20 protein-coding genes are annotated in these 14776 nt (G+C 46.5%); 11 read left to right on the plus strand and 9 right to left on the minus strand.

What is annotated here, in order from left to right; genetic code table 11:
- Window positions 1-191: 191 nt before the first annotated feature.
- From hag (KNO85_RS03145) to fliT, 6 genes are all read left to right on the plus strand, one after another.
- Complete coding sequence (hag, locus tag KNO85_RS03145) at window positions 192-1019, plus strand: flagellin Hag (RefSeq protein WP_214786873.1); 828 nt, start codon at window positions 192-194, stop codon at window positions 1017-1019.
- Between the two features lie 748 nt (window positions 1020-1767).
- Window positions 1768-2613: a flagellin Hag gene (gene hag, locus KNO85_RS03150; RefSeq protein ID WP_214786875.1), complete on the plus strand. Its 846-nt coding sequence runs from the start codon at window positions 1768-1770 to the stop codon at window positions 2611-2613.
- Window positions 2614-2983: 370 nt separating this feature from the next.
- Window positions 2984-3340, plus strand: coding sequence for a flagellar protein FlaG (locus KNO85_RS03155; protein WP_214786877.1), 357 nt, complete (start codon window positions 2984-2986; stop codon window positions 3338-3340).
- A 12-nt stretch (window positions 3341-3352) separates the two neighbouring features.
- Window positions 3353-4837 (plus strand): flagellar filament capping protein FliD, encoded by a 1485-nt coding sequence (gene fliD, locus KNO85_RS03160; protein ID WP_214786879.1) that lies wholly within the window; start codon window positions 3353-3355, stop codon window positions 4835-4837.
- A 14-nt stretch (window positions 4838-4851) separates the two neighbouring features.
- Window positions 4852-5226 (plus strand): flagellar export chaperone FliS, encoded by a 375-nt coding sequence (gene fliS / locus KNO85_RS03165; RefSeq protein WP_214786881.1) that lies wholly within the window; start codon window positions 4852-4854, stop codon window positions 5224-5226.
- The gene (gene fliT / locus KNO85_RS03170; protein WP_214786883.1) at window positions 5223-5576 is read left to right on the plus strand and encodes a flagellar protein FliT; all 354 of its coding nucleotides are present in this window, start codon (window positions 5223-5225) and stop codon (window positions 5574-5576) included. The genes fliS and fliT overlap by 4 nt, the downstream gene beginning before the upstream one ends.
- A 38-nt stretch (window positions 5577-5614) precedes the next feature.
- Here fliT and KNO85_RS14990 read toward each other — a convergent pair whose 3' ends face one another.
- A complete protein-coding gene (locus KNO85_RS14990) occupies window positions 5615-6028 on the minus strand; it encodes a DUF3021 family protein (protein WP_353047804.1) in 414 nt (137 codons plus the stop codon).
- Window positions 6029-6152: 124 nt separating this feature from the next.
- On the opposite strand from KNO85_RS14990, the gene KNO85_RS03180 reads away from it, so the two are divergent.
- The 3 genes from KNO85_RS03180 (at window position 6153) to KNO85_RS03190 (ending at window position 7783) form a co-directional block, all read left to right on the plus strand.
- A complete protein-coding gene (locus KNO85_RS03180) occupies window positions 6153-6338 on the plus strand; it encodes a hypothetical protein (RefSeq protein ID WP_214786887.1) in 186 nt (61 codons plus the stop codon).
- Between the two features lie 135 nt (window positions 6339-6473).
- Window positions 6474-7100 carry a hypothetical protein gene (locus KNO85_RS03185; RefSeq protein ID WP_214786889.1) on the plus strand — a complete coding sequence of 209 codons (627 nt, stop codon included), beginning with the start codon at window positions 6474-6476 and terminating at the stop codon, window positions 7098-7100.
- A gap of 98 nt (window positions 7101-7198) precedes the next feature.
- Window positions 7199-7783, plus strand: coding sequence for a DUF402 domain-containing protein (locus tag KNO85_RS03190; protein ID WP_214786891.1), 585 nt, complete (start codon window positions 7199-7201; stop codon window positions 7781-7783).
- Here the strand turns inward: KNO85_RS03190 and KNO85_RS03195 are convergent.
- The 8 genes from KNO85_RS03195 to KNO85_RS03230 all read right to left on the minus strand — a co-directional run bounded on the left by KNO85_RS03195 (window position 7707) and on the right by KNO85_RS03230 (window position 13319).
- Window positions 7707-8207, minus strand: a complete 501-nt coding sequence (locus tag KNO85_RS03195) for a DUF1572 family protein (RefSeq protein ID WP_214786893.1) — start codon at window positions 8205-8207, stop codon at window positions 7707-7709. The two genes, KNO85_RS03190 and KNO85_RS03195, sit on opposite strands and share 77 nt — an antisense overlap.
- A gap of 107 nt (window positions 8208-8314) precedes the next feature.
- Window positions 8315-8980, minus strand: coding sequence for a DUF2225 domain-containing protein (locus KNO85_RS03200; protein WP_214786895.1), 666 nt, complete (start codon window positions 8978-8980; stop codon window positions 8315-8317).
- A gap of 9 nt (window positions 8981-8989) precedes the next feature.
- Window positions 8990-9433 carry a YaaR family protein gene (locus tag KNO85_RS03205; RefSeq protein WP_214786899.1) on the minus strand — a complete coding sequence of 148 codons (444 nt, stop codon included), beginning with the start codon at window positions 9431-9433 and terminating at the stop codon, window positions 8990-8992.
- Window positions 9434-9457: 24 nt separating this feature from the next.
- Window positions 9458-10360, minus strand: a complete 903-nt coding sequence (locus KNO85_RS03210; protein WP_214786901.1) for a flagellin N-terminal helical domain-containing protein — start codon at window positions 10358-10360, stop codon at window positions 9458-9460.
- Window positions 10344-10724 (minus strand): flagellar protein FliS, encoded by a 381-nt coding sequence (locus KNO85_RS03215; RefSeq protein WP_214786903.1) that lies wholly within the window; start codon window positions 10722-10724, stop codon window positions 10344-10346. The genes KNO85_RS03210 and KNO85_RS03215 overlap by 17 nt, the downstream gene beginning before the upstream one ends.
- Window positions 10721-11011, minus strand: a complete 291-nt coding sequence (locus KNO85_RS03220) for an EscU/YscU/HrcU family type III secretion system export apparatus switch protein (RefSeq protein WP_214786905.1) — start codon at window positions 11009-11011, stop codon at window positions 10721-10723. The genes KNO85_RS03215 and KNO85_RS03220 overlap by 4 nt, the downstream gene beginning before the upstream one ends.
- A gap of 9 nt (window positions 11012-11020) precedes the next feature.
- Entirely contained in the window at window positions 11021-12739 is a 1719-nt protein-coding gene (locus KNO85_RS03225) for a hypothetical protein (RefSeq protein WP_214786908.1), read from the minus strand.
- Window positions 12740-12812: 73 nt separating this feature from the next.
- Window positions 12813-13319 (minus strand): competence protein ComK, encoded by a 507-nt coding sequence (locus KNO85_RS03230; protein WP_251130569.1) that lies wholly within the window; start codon window positions 13317-13319, stop codon window positions 12813-12815.
- Between the two features lie 251 nt (window positions 13320-13570).
- Here KNO85_RS03230 and cspD point away from each other — a divergent pair, with 251 nt between their 5' ends.
- Both cspD and hpf read left to right on the plus strand, forming a co-directional pair.
- The gene (gene cspD / locus KNO85_RS03235) at window positions 13571-13768 is read left to right on the plus strand and encodes a cold-shock protein CspD (protein WP_012726946.1); all 198 of its coding nucleotides are present in this window, start codon (window positions 13571-13573) and stop codon (window positions 13766-13768) included.
- A 305-nt stretch (window positions 13769-14073) separates the two neighbouring features.
- Window positions 14074-14637 carry a ribosome hibernation-promoting factor, HPF/YfiA family gene (gene hpf / locus KNO85_RS03240; protein ID WP_214687196.1) on the plus strand — a complete coding sequence of 188 codons (564 nt, stop codon included), beginning with the start codon at window positions 14074-14076 and terminating at the stop codon, window positions 14635-14637.
- The last annotated feature ends 139 nt before the right edge of the window (window positions 14638-14776 follow it).

The following is a 14776-nucleotide window of genomic DNA, read 5'->3' on the forward strand; positions in this document are numbered from 1 at the left end:
GTGTAGATGAAAAAGAAATAAGAAAGAATGATAAAAACTGTTAAACAATCTGAATAGAGTTCCGATATAGAGTATGGAAACGTCAAAATCGTTCCAAATAATGTAAGGTGAGGGGCCGGCCTAAACCTTACATGCTCGGACAAACGGACTTGGAAGAGCGGAAAAACTCAAACCTATGGAGGGAACTTACAATGATCATCAACCACAACCTTAACGCAATGAACGCACACCGCAACATGTCGATCAACACGGGCAACGCCGGGAAAGCGATGGAGAAATTGTCTTCAGGTCTTCGCATCAACCGTGCAGGCGACGACGCAGCTGGACTTTCAATCTCTGAGAAGATGCGCGGACAGATTCGCGGTCTTGATATGGCTTCTAAGAATGCGCAAGACGGAATCTCATTGATCCAAACGGCTGAAGGTGCATTGAACGAAACGCATGCAATTTTACAACGTCAGCGAGAACTCGTTGTTCAAGCTGGTAACGAAGGTACTTTAGCTGCTGATGATTTGTCTGCTATTCAAGATGAAATTACAGAATTAAATTCAGAGTTAACTGGGATTGCAACTCGTACAGAATTTAACGGTAAAAAATTGTTAAATGGTTCTTATAGTGCTGATTTACAAATTGGTGCAAACAATACACAACAATTAACTTTGACAATTGATTCAGATGGATCAGGAGCAGGATTTGATGCTACTGACTTAGGAGTAAGTGCTATTGCTGCTAGTGGTACAAGCGCGGACGCTGACCTTACATTAGTAGATGCTGCAATTAAGAAAGTATCGGCATCACGTTCAAGTTTGGGTGCGAACCAAAACCGACTCGAGCACACGATCAAAAACCTCGAAAACGCATCAGAAAACCTCACAGCTGCAGAATCACGTATCCGTGACGTTGACATGGCGAAAGAGATGATGAATTTTACGAAGAACAACATCTTGAACCAAGCTTCGCAAGCAATGCTAGCTCAAGCCAACTCTGCACCGCAGGCAGTACTTCAACTCCTTAGGTAAGAATTGACGGGCGTCTTGTCTGGTAACGGATAAGAGTATAACTGGGTGAATTGCTGGAACTCCTTAGAGCCATCCTTACGACAACGTGACTGGAAACGGTGAGCGTGAACGTTTTGAAAAAAGGAAGGGATTGGACAATCAGCAGCCAAGCATCTGTCAGGAAACTGTGATGAAGGTTCAACGACTAGGATGGACGACCTACTGACTCTACTATCTATGGTTATGAGATCCGTACCTCGTAGACGGCGAGGGAAGTGCCCAGCCCCGATTTTACAATGTGATTTTTTTAAAACATGTAAAAGGGTGAAGATATAGTCTGGACCATATTGAAAAATATGGATATCTGCAAGCAAACCAACAGCCACAAGCTGTACTTCAATTGCTCCGTTAATCTAGCAATTAAGTATTTAATCGTTTTATTAAACCGTGGAGCTTATGCTTCACGGTTTTTTTATGTCTTGCCATTTGAAGACGAATGACCAACAAGTTCGATTTAAACATTGGGCAATCTCTTTATTTGTCACTCCTTGTTTTCTTTTAAAAATCTATATTGTCAAAAATATGGTCTAATCAATTGGTTTGAAGATTTGTAAAAAGCTAAACACTTTGATTCTTTATCCGATATAGAGTATGGAAACGTTGAAATCGTTCCAAATAATGTAAGGCGAGGGGCCGGCCTAAACCTTGCATGCTCGGACAAACGGACTTGGAAGAGCGGAAAAACTCAAACCTATGGAGGGAACTTATAATGATTATCAACCACAACCTTAACGCAATGAACGCACACCGCAACATGTCGATCAACACGGGCAACGCCGGGAAAGCGATGGAGAAATTGTCTTCAGGTCTTCGCATCAACCGTGCAGGCGACGACGCAGCTGGACTTTCAATCTCTGAGAAGATGCGCGGACAGATTCGCGGTCTTGATATGGCTTCTAAGAATGCGCAAGACGGAATCTCATTGATCCAAACGGCTGAAGGTGCATTGAACGAAACACATGACATTCTTCAGCGCATGCGTGAATTGACAGTACAGGCTGGAAACGAAGGAACTAACGCACCAGAAGATCTTGATGCAATCAAGTCTGAAATGGACCAACTTATTGCTGAAATTGATGGAATTGGTGATCGAACACAATTTAACGGTAAGACTTTATTGGATGGTTCACAAGCCTCTGGTACAGGGGATCTTGTTTTCCAAATTGGTGCAAACAACGGTCAAAAATTAACTTTGAATATCGACAGCATGAAAGCAGCTGATTTGGGAACAACAGTTGCAGTTTCAGATCTTGATGTAACAGATTTTACGACTAATACTTTCGATGATCAATTGACTGGGATTGATGAAGCGATTCAATCAGTGTCTGATCAACGTTCTAGTTTGGGTGCGAACCAAAACCGACTCGAGCACACAATCAAAAACCTCGAAAACGCATCAGAAAACCTCACAGCTGCAGAATCACGTATCCGTGACGTTGACATGGCGAAAGAGATGATGAATTTCACGAAGAACAACATCTTGAACCAAGCTTCGCAAGCAATGCTAGCGCAAGCAAACCAACAACCACAAGCTGTTCTTCAATTGCTCCGTTAATTCAGAGGTCATCCGTTTATAGCATTCTAATGAAAGGCTGTGAAGCATATGCTTCACAGCCTTTTTCGTGTTTTGTCACTCTCTATCGATTAGTGTAGTAGATGGTGATTTGAAGATTAGTTTTTAATATTAAATAGCTTTCGGACGAACATGACTTAAAGTGAAGTATGTTTTGAAATTATTTAGTACTTTGATTCTTTAATTGCGTCAAAGAAAGTAAAATTTTTTACAACAAAAATTCAAACAAATAAATACAATAAATCCTTTAAGGGTTTTTTACATAAACAATTCAATTTATCAAATCGCTATAAATTTACTTCGTTCGTACCGATAATGTCCATGAGAACATTTATAAAGGGAGTAGACGAATATGAACCCGACCATATCAGAAGTCCGGTTGCACCTACCGTCTTCCGTCTTGCCATATGAACAAACAAAAAACGTGTTCGTCGAAGCGAATCAAGCAAAGCTTGCTGACGAAGGTATCGTCATTCTTCCGACGCCTCAGCACGTTACAAAGTTAGAGGCGGCCGTCGAGAAGGCGAATCAGATGTTAGAACAACAACGGACAGGATTAAAATTCATGAAGCATGAAAAGTTGAATGATTATTACATTCAAATCGTAGATTCCAATAACGATGTCATTCGTGAAATTCCGAGTAAAAAGTCATTGGACTTTTTTGCGGCGTTTATGGAATTTAACCATCTCTTCGATGAACGAGTATAAAGGAGTGATTTGATGACTACCCCAATTCGATTCGGTGGCTTGGCAAGTGGAATCGATACAGACTCGATTATAAAACAATTAATGACAGTAGAGAGAATTCCGGTTGATCGACTGGAACAAAAAAAACAACTGACAACTTGGAAGGTGGACGCTTTTCGGGAGGTCAACCGTTCGCTTTTGGCACTTCGAAATAATGCAGTCGATTTAACATTAAGTAAGAATTTTTATGCGAGAATTGCAACTTCATCTGATGAATCGAGAGTGTCGGTAAGTGCGACTCCTTCTGCAGGGAATACTTCCATTCAAATTACGGAGGTTACTGCTTTGGCGAAAAGTGCATCAACTTACAGTGTCATGCCAAACGGTGTAACAGAAGTGGTTGATCAGAACAATGTCAAAGTGACAAAGGACACTAAGTTAGTAGATTTGAACGGAGTGAGTCCTTCTACACTGTCTTTCAAATCAAGCGAGAGCGGTACGTTGGTGTCGTTAAATTTAACAGACACTTCTACAGTAGGCGATTTATTAAATAAACTGAATGCCAAGGATAGTGGGGTTTCTGCATTTTTTGATGATGCGACAGGGAAATTGTCAATCACATCGAGACAAACGGGTACTGATGCGACAATTGAATTCAATGATACGACTATTACAGATGCTTTTTATTTAACGAACGGAGTAAATGGCTCGAATGCGGAATTTACTGTCAATGGAATGGCTATCTCTCGTGCAAGCAATACTGTCACGATTGATAATGTAACCCTTACGTTAAATCAAACATTCAATGCGAGCAGTTCGCCTGTATCGCTGAATACAAAACCAGATACGCAAGCTGTATTCGATAAAATTAAATCATTTGTCGATAAATACAATGAAACGATTGAACTAATGAGTAATAAGTATTCTGAGCGTCAGTACCGTGACTTCCCCCCTCTAACAACAGAACAAAAGGAAGAGTTGAGTGAAGAGGAAATCAAGAAATGGGAAGAAAAAGCGATGAGTGGACTCTTACGAAGTGATTCAAAGTTACGTTCCGGGTTAGATAGTTTAAGAAGTGCATGGTCATCCACTGATGTTACGACTTCAGGCCCGAATCAACTTTATCAAATTGGTTTGTCTACCGGTAAAGATTTTAGAGCGGGTGGAAAGATTGAAATCGATGAAGTGAAGTTAAAAGAAGCGATTGAAACAGACCCGGAGTCGGTATACAAGTTGTTTTCAGATTCAACAAACGGGTTACTGACCAAAGTACGCGACATCACAAGAGACGTTCGAACTGGAATTACCAGAGAGGCTGGTGCTGATGGTGGCGTTTCAAATTCATTTAGCTTAGGCAGAGAATTAGTGACAATCGATAAAAGAATTGATTCTTTAAACCGTCAGTTGTTTGACAAAGAAAACGCCTACTATCGACGCTTTACAGCCATGGAAAAAGCGATGAATCAGGCAAACTCACAGGCAGGATATCTTCAACAGTATTTAGGCGGAGGCATGTAAGAGGAGGAATTTAAGTGGTAGCCAATCCATACGCAGCTTATCAAAACAATGCGGTCACGACCGCAAACCCACAGGAACTGACGCTTATGCTTTATGATGGGGCACTCAAGTTCATGCGCCTCGCCAAGATAGCCATCGATCAGGGCCATCCTGATTTAAAAAATACTAACATTCAAAAGACGCAAGCCATCTTCCAAGAACTTCGTCTGACACTCAATAAAGATATCGCCCTCTCGGAGAACTTAGACTCGCTCTATGAATATATGTTGCGCCGTCTCGTTGATGCAAACGTCAAGAACGACACGACGATTCTCGATGAGGTGATCGCTTTTACAACCGAACTCCGTGACACGTGGAAGGAAGCGATGAAACTCGCGAAGCAGTCATGAGACCGATTGATGAAATCATTTTAAAAACTCAGCATCTGAAAGAGTTGCTGGCAAAAGTTCCGGAAGAGCCGACGTACGACACGTGGATGGAACAAATCCATGAGCTCCTGGACGACCGGGAACAATTGCTTGCGGCACACGGACCTGATTTACAGAAAGCCGATCAGACAGTCATTCGACAGCTCGTCGATGACAGTCAAAAGATTGCACGTCTGATTGAAGCTGAACACCAACGTCTTGGCATGTCGCTCGGGACGGCCCGAATGGAACGGAAAACAGTCAAGTCGTATGTCGACCCATATGAGGACGTGGATTCAAACTTTTCCGGTTTATTTGACCAACAGACGTAATAAAGCTCGGAGGCGCATGCCTTCGAGCTTTTTATGTATTAAGAAGTTTTGATTTGGCGACGCATGCGAATGATGAAATAGGAAATGGTAAATAAAATCAGACCGCTTACAGAAAAGTTTAAATAGAGCCTCACAGCATCGTGAAGCGATACAACTGGTGTAGTACTGCCGAACCAAAGAAGAGGCAATATCGTCATATGCATGATACTCCAATGAATGAAAATCTGTTTTTTGAACGACCACTGTCTGACTTCGTAAATAACACTCGTGAGTCCGAGAAAGAAAGCGACCCCGGTGTAGATGAGCATTGTATGTGCGGTGTTTGTATTTTCAAACAATCCTTGATAGAGTGCGATTATCACAAACGGGAGCGACCATAAGAGACTCCTCACGAACCCTTTCTTTAGCAATGGCATATGAATCATCCCTTCATTGAATCGTTGAGTATACATACGCGCGCAACGAAAAAAAAGTTTCAGATAGAAAGCAAGGATGAAATAACGTCTGTTTTCCGCTATAATCGGGTAAACATCAATGTAGCCGTTGCTTCTTTTCTGGAAAGAGGAGGGAAACGAGATGCGTGAGAAAGAATCTAAGCCGGTATCATCACGGAAACGTCGTTATTTCGTCTATGGTCCAGAGGGAGCATATGATGAGTACGTGGAACGGGACCCGAAACTCGAGGCATATGTCGAGGACGAGACGCCGCTTGAGGATCGTCCCGATCCATACGAGGAAGAAGAACTGAAATCAAGAGGATAAGTGTATGTGTCAAGGTCCGATTGTGGACCTTGACTTTTATTTTACCTGGAATGTTTTCTTGCCACCGTAAGGTTTGCCAATTCGTTATATTCGTCTTAACCACATCACTTAGATTATGAAAAGGGAGAGATGAAGATGAACATGAAACGATTTGGCTTACTGATGGCAGTACCGCTCGCACTACTCGTCGGATGCGGGGAAGCAGATGAACTGAAGACGACGGCAACGGATACGGAAGAAGTGACAGAGGCGGAGACAAGTGCGCCGGAAGAGACGGCTGCTGAAGAGACGGACGTCCAAGAGAGTGAACTCGGAACGAACAAAATCTATATGAAGAACAAGGCACTCACGATCACGGAAACGATGGGGCCGATTCAGTTCGCAATCGACAAAGTGCAGACATCACGTCTCACAGTTGCAGAAGCGTACAAAGATTCATTTGACGGGCAGGATGAGGTGACGGTCGTTGCGATGAATATGCTTGCTGAAAACACGGTCGACGAGACGATGAGCTTCCATCCGAACCAGGCGACGCTCGTGACGAACACGGGGGAGCAAGTGTCTTCTGACATTTGGTTCTCAGATGACGTCGGTGGCGAATTTATGGGGAAAGTAGAGAAAGAAGGGAACGTCCTCTTCTTCGTGAAAGCAAAGCCGGAAGAACTGACTGACCTTAAAGTTGTCATCGACGGACCTTTTGATGAGAACTTCGACAAAGTGGCAGAGGAGCGCTATGAATATACGATCAACGTGACAAAATAAAAGGTGGCGTGCCGAACGAATACCGGCACGCCTTTTGTATGGTCTAAACCCGATAAGAGGGAGATCATGAAACTATTCTATCTCCTAGGAGGTTCACGATGAAGAACGTTTATCTGCTCAAATATGACCGACAGCTCCATTATGAATGGTCGAGTCGGGTCATTGAAGAAATGGAAGACTATGTGTTGTTGTATGCGAGACCAGGACGGACGCTTCGGCATCATACGCAAAGCGCCAGTTATACGTATGATTCTCACTCGTTGGAGTGTTTCATGAGGCATAAAGGATTCACGCTACAACTCGATTTAGAGCAAGATGGAACGTTGCGGTGGTACTCCAATATTGGTCTTCCACCGACCATTACAGCTGAGGAGATTCATTTCGTTGACTTGGATATCGACTTTGTTGCGCGACAGCCGGGTGAATGGCAGCTCGTCGATGAAGAAGAGTTCGACATTAATCGAGTGCGATACGATTATCCTGAGTCGGTCATTTCGGAAGTATGGCAAACCGTTGATGAGGTGAAACAACGAATTCGACTACAGCAATTTCCCTTTGATGGATCCTTGGAAAGACGTCTCATCGAACTCTCCGAACTGGAAAACCTCACTTCCGCTGATGTGGTAGTGGAATCGACAAGACGTCCCAGTCGCTTCCCGCGAACAGTTTGGCAAGATAGATAATCTGTCCTACGTGATAGCCGTAATGCGACACTTGTCGCTCAATCGCATCGATGACAGAGTGCGCTTCCCCCCGAATCATCACTTCTTTTCCTAAGTCTTCTGGTTTCAGGTCAGCCAATACATCGTCTAATAGTTGCCAACGCTCGTCCCATACCTGCATGAGCTCTTCACGGGATAATTGTTGGTCTTCAAACTCGGCATCACGATTGCGATCGGGTTTTTCGCCGTCTGTCGTCAAAAAGTCGGTCCAACGTGACTTCATGTTGTTTGCCACATGCTGGATGATGAGGGCGAGGGAGAGGGTGTCTGGTGCGAGCGTTTTGTGCAAATCTTCGTCACTTACTTGGACGAGCGCACGTTCGGCAAGTTGTTTTTGGCTATTGAACGTGGCGCGTACCGTATCGAGATAGTGTGTTTCAAACATAGAGAGGGTCCTCCTTTGATATGTAGACTCTTTATCTATACCCAATCATCGAATCCCTCAATGAGGACATCATAAAAAACGTAGGAAAAAATATCCTACGCTTTCGATTATGCATGTTCCAAACGGAAATCCTCCCAGTGCGTTCGCGCCTGATTGCGAATCCGCTCTGATACTTCCTTGCTGTTGAGAAGAATCCCGTACCAGCGACGTGCGTCCTCATAATAATCGAGCGCAGCGGAGAGGTCGGCGATTCGTAACATAAGCTGATCGTACGGCAGACCCGTACGAATCGGGTCCGTATACGCCTCTTGCACCTCGTTGTATTTATCGAGTGTTCGCTGCATCCATTCCCGCTCTGATGTATGATCGCCAATCAAACGATACATCCAGACGAGACGCATTCCGAGCATGGCAACGACCGAAGGTTTTTGTCCGCTTAACTGCGCCGTCATGACCGCAAATTTATAAAGAAGGATGACGTGTTCGTGGGAGCGTTTTCCTTTCAGTATGTTCGGGTTCACTTGATTGAAATAATGCGTTTCGAGCGCTTCGCGATTATGTTTTCGCACCTTGTCAAACGAGTCATGAAAGACGAGATGGCAATGGTCGCATACAGTCGGTTCGTATAAATACGGATTCGGACCGTCATACGTCGTATAGCCGTCCTTCGCGACCTCGAGCGGTCGGATGTGACGCGACAAGACACGTTGGGACTTGCTTTCTTGTAAACAATACGGACATTTGACTTTCTTTAAAAACAAATGTTCAGCCATTTCGACACCTCACACATAGACGTTGACGAGCAATCCGCGAATCTCACCGACCTGGTCCAGGAGAGAAAGGCGAGAGGCTTCTCCTGAGATGACCTGGTCCGTCAAAGCGAGGAGCTTTTGGTCGACTTGTTCGACGACCTTATAGATTTTTGCACGACCCCTACGATTGAAACCGCGCTTGTCCTCGAGACGGAGTGCCGCGTCAACGGCCTCTTTCATAAAGTCTTTAATCATTTGTTTGTATTCGGCGAGCGCCTCGACAGTCTGGCTCTCGGCGAGCAGTTCCCCTTGTTCGTGAATTGCAGCGATTTGACGATGGAAGCGTTCATGCTCGCGGTCTTCACGTTTTTGTCCAATCACATTTTGGAAGGAGACGCCGGGTTCGACTTCGGGGCGTTTCGTCTTACTTGAGCCGAGGAGCGATTGCGTCTCCATGATGCGACGAATGTCCATATGGGCAACCGTCCTTTCTTTAGGTTAGTTCAATAATTGTAACACGCCTTGTGGCAGTGCGTTCGATTGTGCAATCATCGCCATGCCGGACTGATTCAAGATGTTTAAACGGGCGAAGTCCATCATTTCACGAGCCATATCAGCGTCACGGATACGTGACTCCGACGCCGTCAAGTTTTCGGAGCCGATAGCAACGACACTAACGTTCGCTTCAAGTCGGTTTTGAATCGCTCCGAGTTTCGAACGCTCGAGCGATACGCGGTTGATAGCCGCGTCGAATTTCGAAATGGCTTCCTCAGCCTTGGCTGGCGTCAAGACGCTCAACGCATAATACACTTTATTCGGCGTCTTTAAATCGTTATCGTGATCGACGGCAGGCAATTTTCCACCCCCGGGCGTTGTTGTCGTAATCTTTAAAGCATGTGCCCGCATGTCTTCCACGTTTAAGATGACAGCTTCGTTGCTTCCGGCACCGATCTGGAAGAAGAGGGTGTTTTCACCCTTCATATATTCCCCGTTCATGACTTTCTTTGAGTTGAACTCTGTCGTTTCCGCGATTCGTGTCACTTCTTCCGTCAAGGCGTTAATTTCTTCTTGGACGGCTTTCGCATCATCTCCGCTAAGCGTTCCGTTCGCTGCCTGAACCGACAATTCGCGCATGCGTTGGAGAAGGGAATGTGTCTCGTTCATCCCACCTTCTAGCGATTGCGTGAGCGAAATGCCGTCCAACGTGTTGCGTTCGGCCATCGAGAGCGAGTCGAGACGCATTCGCATCTTCTCCGAGATCGCAAGACCTGCCGCGTCGTCGGACGCTTTGTTGATGCGAACCCCGCTTGAGAGTCGGTCCATCGTCTTCTTCATCGACGCTTGGTTTAAGGAGAGGGATGTATAGGCTTTTAACGCTTGGACGTTATTCGTAATTTTCATAACGGTTTCCTCCAGTCGGGACGGGATGTAGTTTCGCACGTTCCATCGCTTCGCTCCATGTTTGATCCAGGTCGCTTGCGAGCGTATGTAATTCTGCGATTTTTTTCTTGTCTTGATCGATGATCGCTTCAACACTGGCATTCGCCATGTATAAATAAATTTCATCGAGTTGTGCAGCGATGATGCCACCACCATCGTGTAGTCCTTGATGGAGCTTCACCAACAGCTCGCGTGCTTGACGTAAGTGACGATTGCGTTCGGCGATGGTCGAATCTTGAGCGCGTTCATAATGATACGTGAGTGCGTGTAACATCGCCTGCGTCAGTTCTTCTGGCCTCATCTCATATAGTTGGGTTGAATTCATCCTTGTTCTCCTTTAATGGAATCGAGTTCTTCAATCAAAAGCAACACTTCCGCCATCACGTCATAGAGCTGCGGGGGAATGGCGTCCCCTAAGTCGAGATCGAGCAGATGACCGAGCAACGAGTGATCGTTTTCAACGGCGACCCCACGAGCGCGGGCTTCTTGTAAAATCTTTTCGGCGACCGCGCCTGTACCGCGCGCGACGATGACGGGCGCCTTGTCCGTCGATTCGTCATAGCGGACGACCGCGGCCGTCTTTCGTTTCGTCAAATCCATGCGTTGGTACATCGGGGCCTCCTAAATTCTGAAGTCATAGCCGGTCGTCGGTGCGATCTTAGGCTCATCGGCGACACGTTCGGCTTTCGTGAGTGGTTTGAATTGGGTCGTCACACTCTTATAACCGATTGTCTCGAGCGTCTGTTCGATCTTGCCGAGGAGCGGGCGTGCGAGTCGTTCGACCGTCGTATCGTCATGTTCGAGCGTGAGGCGGAGGTTTCGGTCTTTCGCCTCGAGTTTGACGCCGATCTCGCCGAGGCGAGGTGTCTCTAAACGGATATAGAGGACGCTGTTCTCCCAGTCGACGACGTCACCGGCCTCCCGGTTTTGGATATGGACGTGAATCCCGGTGTCGATCTCCTGCACTTTCGCCGGAAGGGCGAACAGGAGCTGGAGGAGCTGCCCGCCATCGAGTCGATTAAGCGTCTGTTGAACCTGGAGGAACGAAGCGAGTCGTTGGGCCTCGGGATTCGTCGTATCCCCTCGTACCGACAATGCGGATGTTGGCGTATTCGATGTCGCTTGAACGGCTTGCGCTTGAGCCTGTACACGTTGTGTCACTTCCTGCACATGGCGGCCTGATAACGTCGAATCGAGCTTGAGTGGCGCAATGCTGGGGATTTCTCCGGCACGTGTCGCCCCGTGCGGGATATATTCGATGCGTGCCTGGTTCGGCGCGTAGCGGAAATCGTTTAAGGTCGCCCGAACTTCTTTGACGAGTGCCGCGCTCTCTTGCGGTTTTGTCGAAAGGAGCGACAGCGCGACATCGAGTTTGGCCGTCATGGCGACGAGCTGCTTTTCTTGGGTCACGTCGGTATGAAGCAGTGCATCCGTTTTTTGAACGAGTTGTGTCAAACGGGTAGAAACGGTCTCGAGAGCAGGTCGTGCCGAATGTGGGTTTGTCTCAATCAATGCGGCGACTTGTCCAAGCTGTTTCGTCACCGTCGCTTGTTCGTTTCTGAATGTGTTTGTTACGTTCGCGAGATGACTCGTCACTTCCTTGACCATGACTTGGCGTCCATTGACCGATGGAAGCGGCAACGGTTCGGTGCGCTCCATCTTCGGTGGGATAGGCAAGTCACGAATCACTCGATCGATCGTCTCCGGCGTCGGCGTCACCCGTTCGCTCACGGGACGTGACAAGTTGACGAGTTCGACGTATCGCTCTTTTTTTGGATACGGCGCGTCTGGCGCCGGCGGTGTGAGGAGCTGTCTCGCTTCATGTAAGGAGAGGACGGCGATTTCTCGTGCGACCTCTCGGGGAACGGTCGGCGTGTCGAGCGTCTTCAGATGAAGGATGACGTCGCGCATGTCTCCTTTAAAGGCCGTCTCGAGCAAGCGCACCGTGTCCTCGTTCATCGGCAAGCGCCCGGATTGAAGCAGTCGGCTGACCGCGCTTCGCACTTCAGGTGGAAGGGCGGCGAGGAGCGTCTGGATCTTCGCGTCAAGCTTTGACGATGCAGGTGGTGCGGGTTCAAGCGTCTCTTCCTTTTGTGGAACAACGGTCGCGAGCAAGACGCCGTCCTGTTCGGCAAGCGTCACTTGGAACGGGTTCGTCTTCGGGAGTCCGTCTTTGAATGTGACCTCGACTTCTTCACCGTTGATCTTGACGATTGCGGAGTCGGGGCCTGTCTGTTTGACGAGCTCGGCCTTATAGGTCCGGTTCGTCTGGATGCCTGGTAAGACCGAACTGACGGCGGTCGCTTGGGCTTGAATTTGCATGTTTGTCACCTCGACCATAATATCGACCTCTTTTTCAAAAAATGAAGCGAAACAAACGAAAAAACCTTCCGTCTTTTCGACGGAAGGCATGTCATGATTCAAGCACAGGGCTCGCGTTCAATTGTTGAAACCGGGCGACGAGTTCACCTGTCGCTTTCAGTTGGTTCCGAAGGACGTACGATGTCGCGTTCGTCTGGATTTGATGTCCATCTTTTGTGAGGACGAGGCCGTTCGGCTCCTCCTCGATGTTCAGTATGTCTCGAATATGGGACCAGGCATACCATTCACAATCGTCTCGCTTCGGAGACTTCGTCGGGAAAAAGACGAGTCCGCTTGTCGGCTCAATCACGACAGGGACTTTTCCTTTTATGCCGGCGACGCGTTTGGCGATGAAGATTCTTTCCTCGATTGAACTGTTGTACTGTCGGCAAGAAAGTTGCAGCAACTGGTACGGTCGGAGCGGGGTCGAAATCTCGGTGCCATCCTCGAGAATGATCCGTGACTGCTTCATGATATCAAAGCAAGGGAGAATTGCCACGGTTCGCTTTGTGATGCGGTATTTTTCCTCGGAATAGTAGGAGCGCATACGCTGCACCATCCTCCTCGTATTAGATTTTCAGGATCGGCTAAAAGACAAACCTAAATCATCTTCTAAATGATATATCACAAAAAATGTAAATTCAACAAGTCGATATGAAAAGTAGGGGAATAGAATTCCAATGAAAGCCAAATGACGAAACGTTTACAAATATTTGAGAAAGTATTTGTCACGCTTACAAGAAGGTGGTAAGATTAGCCGTAGAGGACAATCCTCTGTATTCTCCAATGGTGAAAGGAATGGATTTACACATGGTAGGTAAAGTAAAATGGTTTAACTCAGAAAAAGGTTTTGGATTCATCGAAGTAGAAGGCGGCAAAGACGTGTTCGTACACTTCTCAGCAATCCAATCTGAAGGCTACAAATCACTTGACGAAGGTCAAGACGTAGAGTTTGAAATCGTTGATGGCGAGCGTGGCCCACAAGCGGCTAACGTTGTAAAATTATAATTTCAAACCGTGAAGCCGGCTCCCTCGGGAGTCGGCTTTTTATTTTTCTTACATAATGAAAAAACGCGTTTAAAAATGGGTGGAATGGGTATTTTCTTTCTATACCTTTCGCTCGTTGTAGGAGATGTTGAATTCGGAACAAAATTGTCATTATTTTCTGATGATAACGTTTTCAAACATGGCGATTTCGGGGTATAATATTAGTGAGCCACCTGGTTCCACTTTCTTTTTAAGAAATGAAGCAGGAGATTCTGTCTCGTTCGACGAATCATTGGTTCAAGCGGTTATTTTAAGGAGGAGTTCAGATGATTTATAACATTCGCGGCGAAAACATTGAGGTCACACCAGCAATCAAAGACTATGTCGAGAAAAAGCTGGAGAAGTTGACTCGGTATTTCACAACTCCTACGGATGCACAGACGGCTTACGTCAACTTAAAAGTGTATAACGAGAAACAAAAAGTGGAAGTGACGATCCCGATGCCGAACTTGTTGCTCCGTGCCGAGGACATCAACCTCGACATGTACGCGGCAATCGACCTCGTCGTCGATAAATTGGAACGTCAAATCCGTAAACACAAAACGAAGCTCAACCGTAAAGGACGCGGGAAAGAAGGTGGCGTCGGCGAGTACTTCAAGTCCCTTGAAGGACCTGATGATGCACCGGCCGTCTACGATGAGGACGAGGCAGAACTCGAACTCGTACGGACGAAACGCTTCACATTGAAACCGATGGACACGGAAGAGGCAATTCTTCAAATGGACATGCTCGGTCACAGCTTCTTCGTCTTCTCTGACGCGGAAACGGGCAACACGAACGTCGTCTACCGTCGTAAAGATGGGAAGTATGGCTTGATCGAACCAGAATAATATACTTGACCTTACACGACCCTCCGGCTTCGGAGGGTCGTTTCGTTTTGCCTTTCCTTGAAAGGTGGCACCACTTCGGTTAAACTGTACATTAGGGAAAAAACATGCATTTTTTAGTGAGTGCAGAGGAGATATGAGT

This window comes from Exiguobacterium sp. s124, from assembly GCF_018617485.1.
GTDB classification, from domain to species: domain Bacteria; phylum Bacillota; class Bacilli; order Exiguobacteriales; family Exiguobacteriaceae; genus Exiguobacterium; species Exiguobacterium aestuarii.

What these genes read in the sequence shown, in the direction of transcription:
- hag (WP_214786873.1), top strand. Translation starts at nt 192, where the DNA reads ATGATCATCAACCACAACCTTAACGCAATGAACGCACACCGCAACATG.
- hag (WP_214786875.1), top strand. Translation starts at nt 1,768, where the DNA reads ATGATTATCAACCACAACCTTAACGCAATGAACGCACACCGCAACATG.
- KNO85_RS03155 (WP_214786877.1), top strand. Translation starts at nt 2,984, where the DNA reads ATGAACCCGACCATATCAGAAGTCCGGTTGCACCTACCGTCTTCCGTC.
- fliD (WP_214786879.1), top strand. Translation starts at nt 3,353, where the DNA reads ATGACTACCCCAATTCGATTCGGTGGCTTGGCAAGTGGAATCGATACA.
- fliT (WP_214786883.1), top strand. Translation starts at nt 5,223, where the DNA reads ATGAGACCGATTGATGAAATCATTTTAAAAACTCAGCATCTGAAAGAG.
- KNO85_RS14990 (WP_353047804.1), bottom strand. Translation starts at nt 6,028, where the DNA reads ATGTATACTCAACGATTCAATGAAGGGATGATTCATATGCCATTGCTA.
- KNO85_RS03180 (WP_214786887.1), top strand. Translation starts at nt 6,153, where the DNA reads ATGCGTGAGAAAGAATCTAAGCCGGTATCATCACGGAAACGTCGTTAT.
- KNO85_RS03185 (WP_214786889.1), top strand. Translation starts at nt 6,474, where the DNA reads ATGAACATGAAACGATTTGGCTTACTGATGGCAGTACCGCTCGCACTA.
- KNO85_RS03190 (WP_214786891.1), top strand. Translation starts at nt 7,199, where the DNA reads ATGAAGAACGTTTATCTGCTCAAATATGACCGACAGCTCCATTATGAA.
- KNO85_RS03195 (WP_214786893.1), bottom strand. Translation starts at nt 8,207, where the DNA reads ATGTTTGAAACACACTATCTCGATACGGTACGCGCCACGTTCAATAGC.
- KNO85_RS03200 (WP_214786895.1), bottom strand. Translation starts at nt 8,980, where the DNA reads ATGGCTGAACATTTGTTTTTAAAGAAAGTCAAATGTCCGTATTGTTTA.
- KNO85_RS03205 (WP_214786899.1), bottom strand. Translation starts at nt 9,433, where the DNA reads ATGGACATTCGTCGCATCATGGAGACGCAATCGCTCCTCGGCTCAAGT.
- KNO85_RS03210 (WP_214786901.1), bottom strand. Translation starts at nt 10,360, where the DNA reads ATGAAAATTACGAATAACGTCCAAGCGTTAAAAGCCTATACATCCCTC.
- KNO85_RS03215 (WP_214786903.1), bottom strand. Translation starts at nt 10,724, where the DNA reads ATGAATTCAACCCAACTATATGAGATGAGGCCAGAAGAACTGACGCAG.
- KNO85_RS03220 (WP_214786905.1), bottom strand. Translation starts at nt 11,011, where the DNA reads ATGTACCAACGCATGGATTTGACGAAACGAAAGACGGCCGCGGTCGTC.
- KNO85_RS03225 (WP_214786908.1), bottom strand. Translation starts at nt 12,739, where the DNA reads ATGGTCGAGGTGACAAACATGCAAATTCAAGCCCAAGCGACCGCCGTC.
- KNO85_RS03230 (WP_251130569.1), bottom strand. Translation starts at nt 13,319, where the DNA reads ATGGTGCAGCGTATGCGCTCCTACTATTCCGAGGAAAAATACCGCATC.
- cspD (WP_012726946.1), top strand. Translation starts at nt 13,571, where the DNA reads ATGGTAGGTAAAGTAAAATGGTTTAACTCAGAAAAAGGTTTTGGATTC.
- hpf (WP_214687196.1), top strand. Translation starts at nt 14,074, where the DNA reads ATGATTTATAACATTCGCGGCGAAAACATTGAGGTCACACCAGCAATC.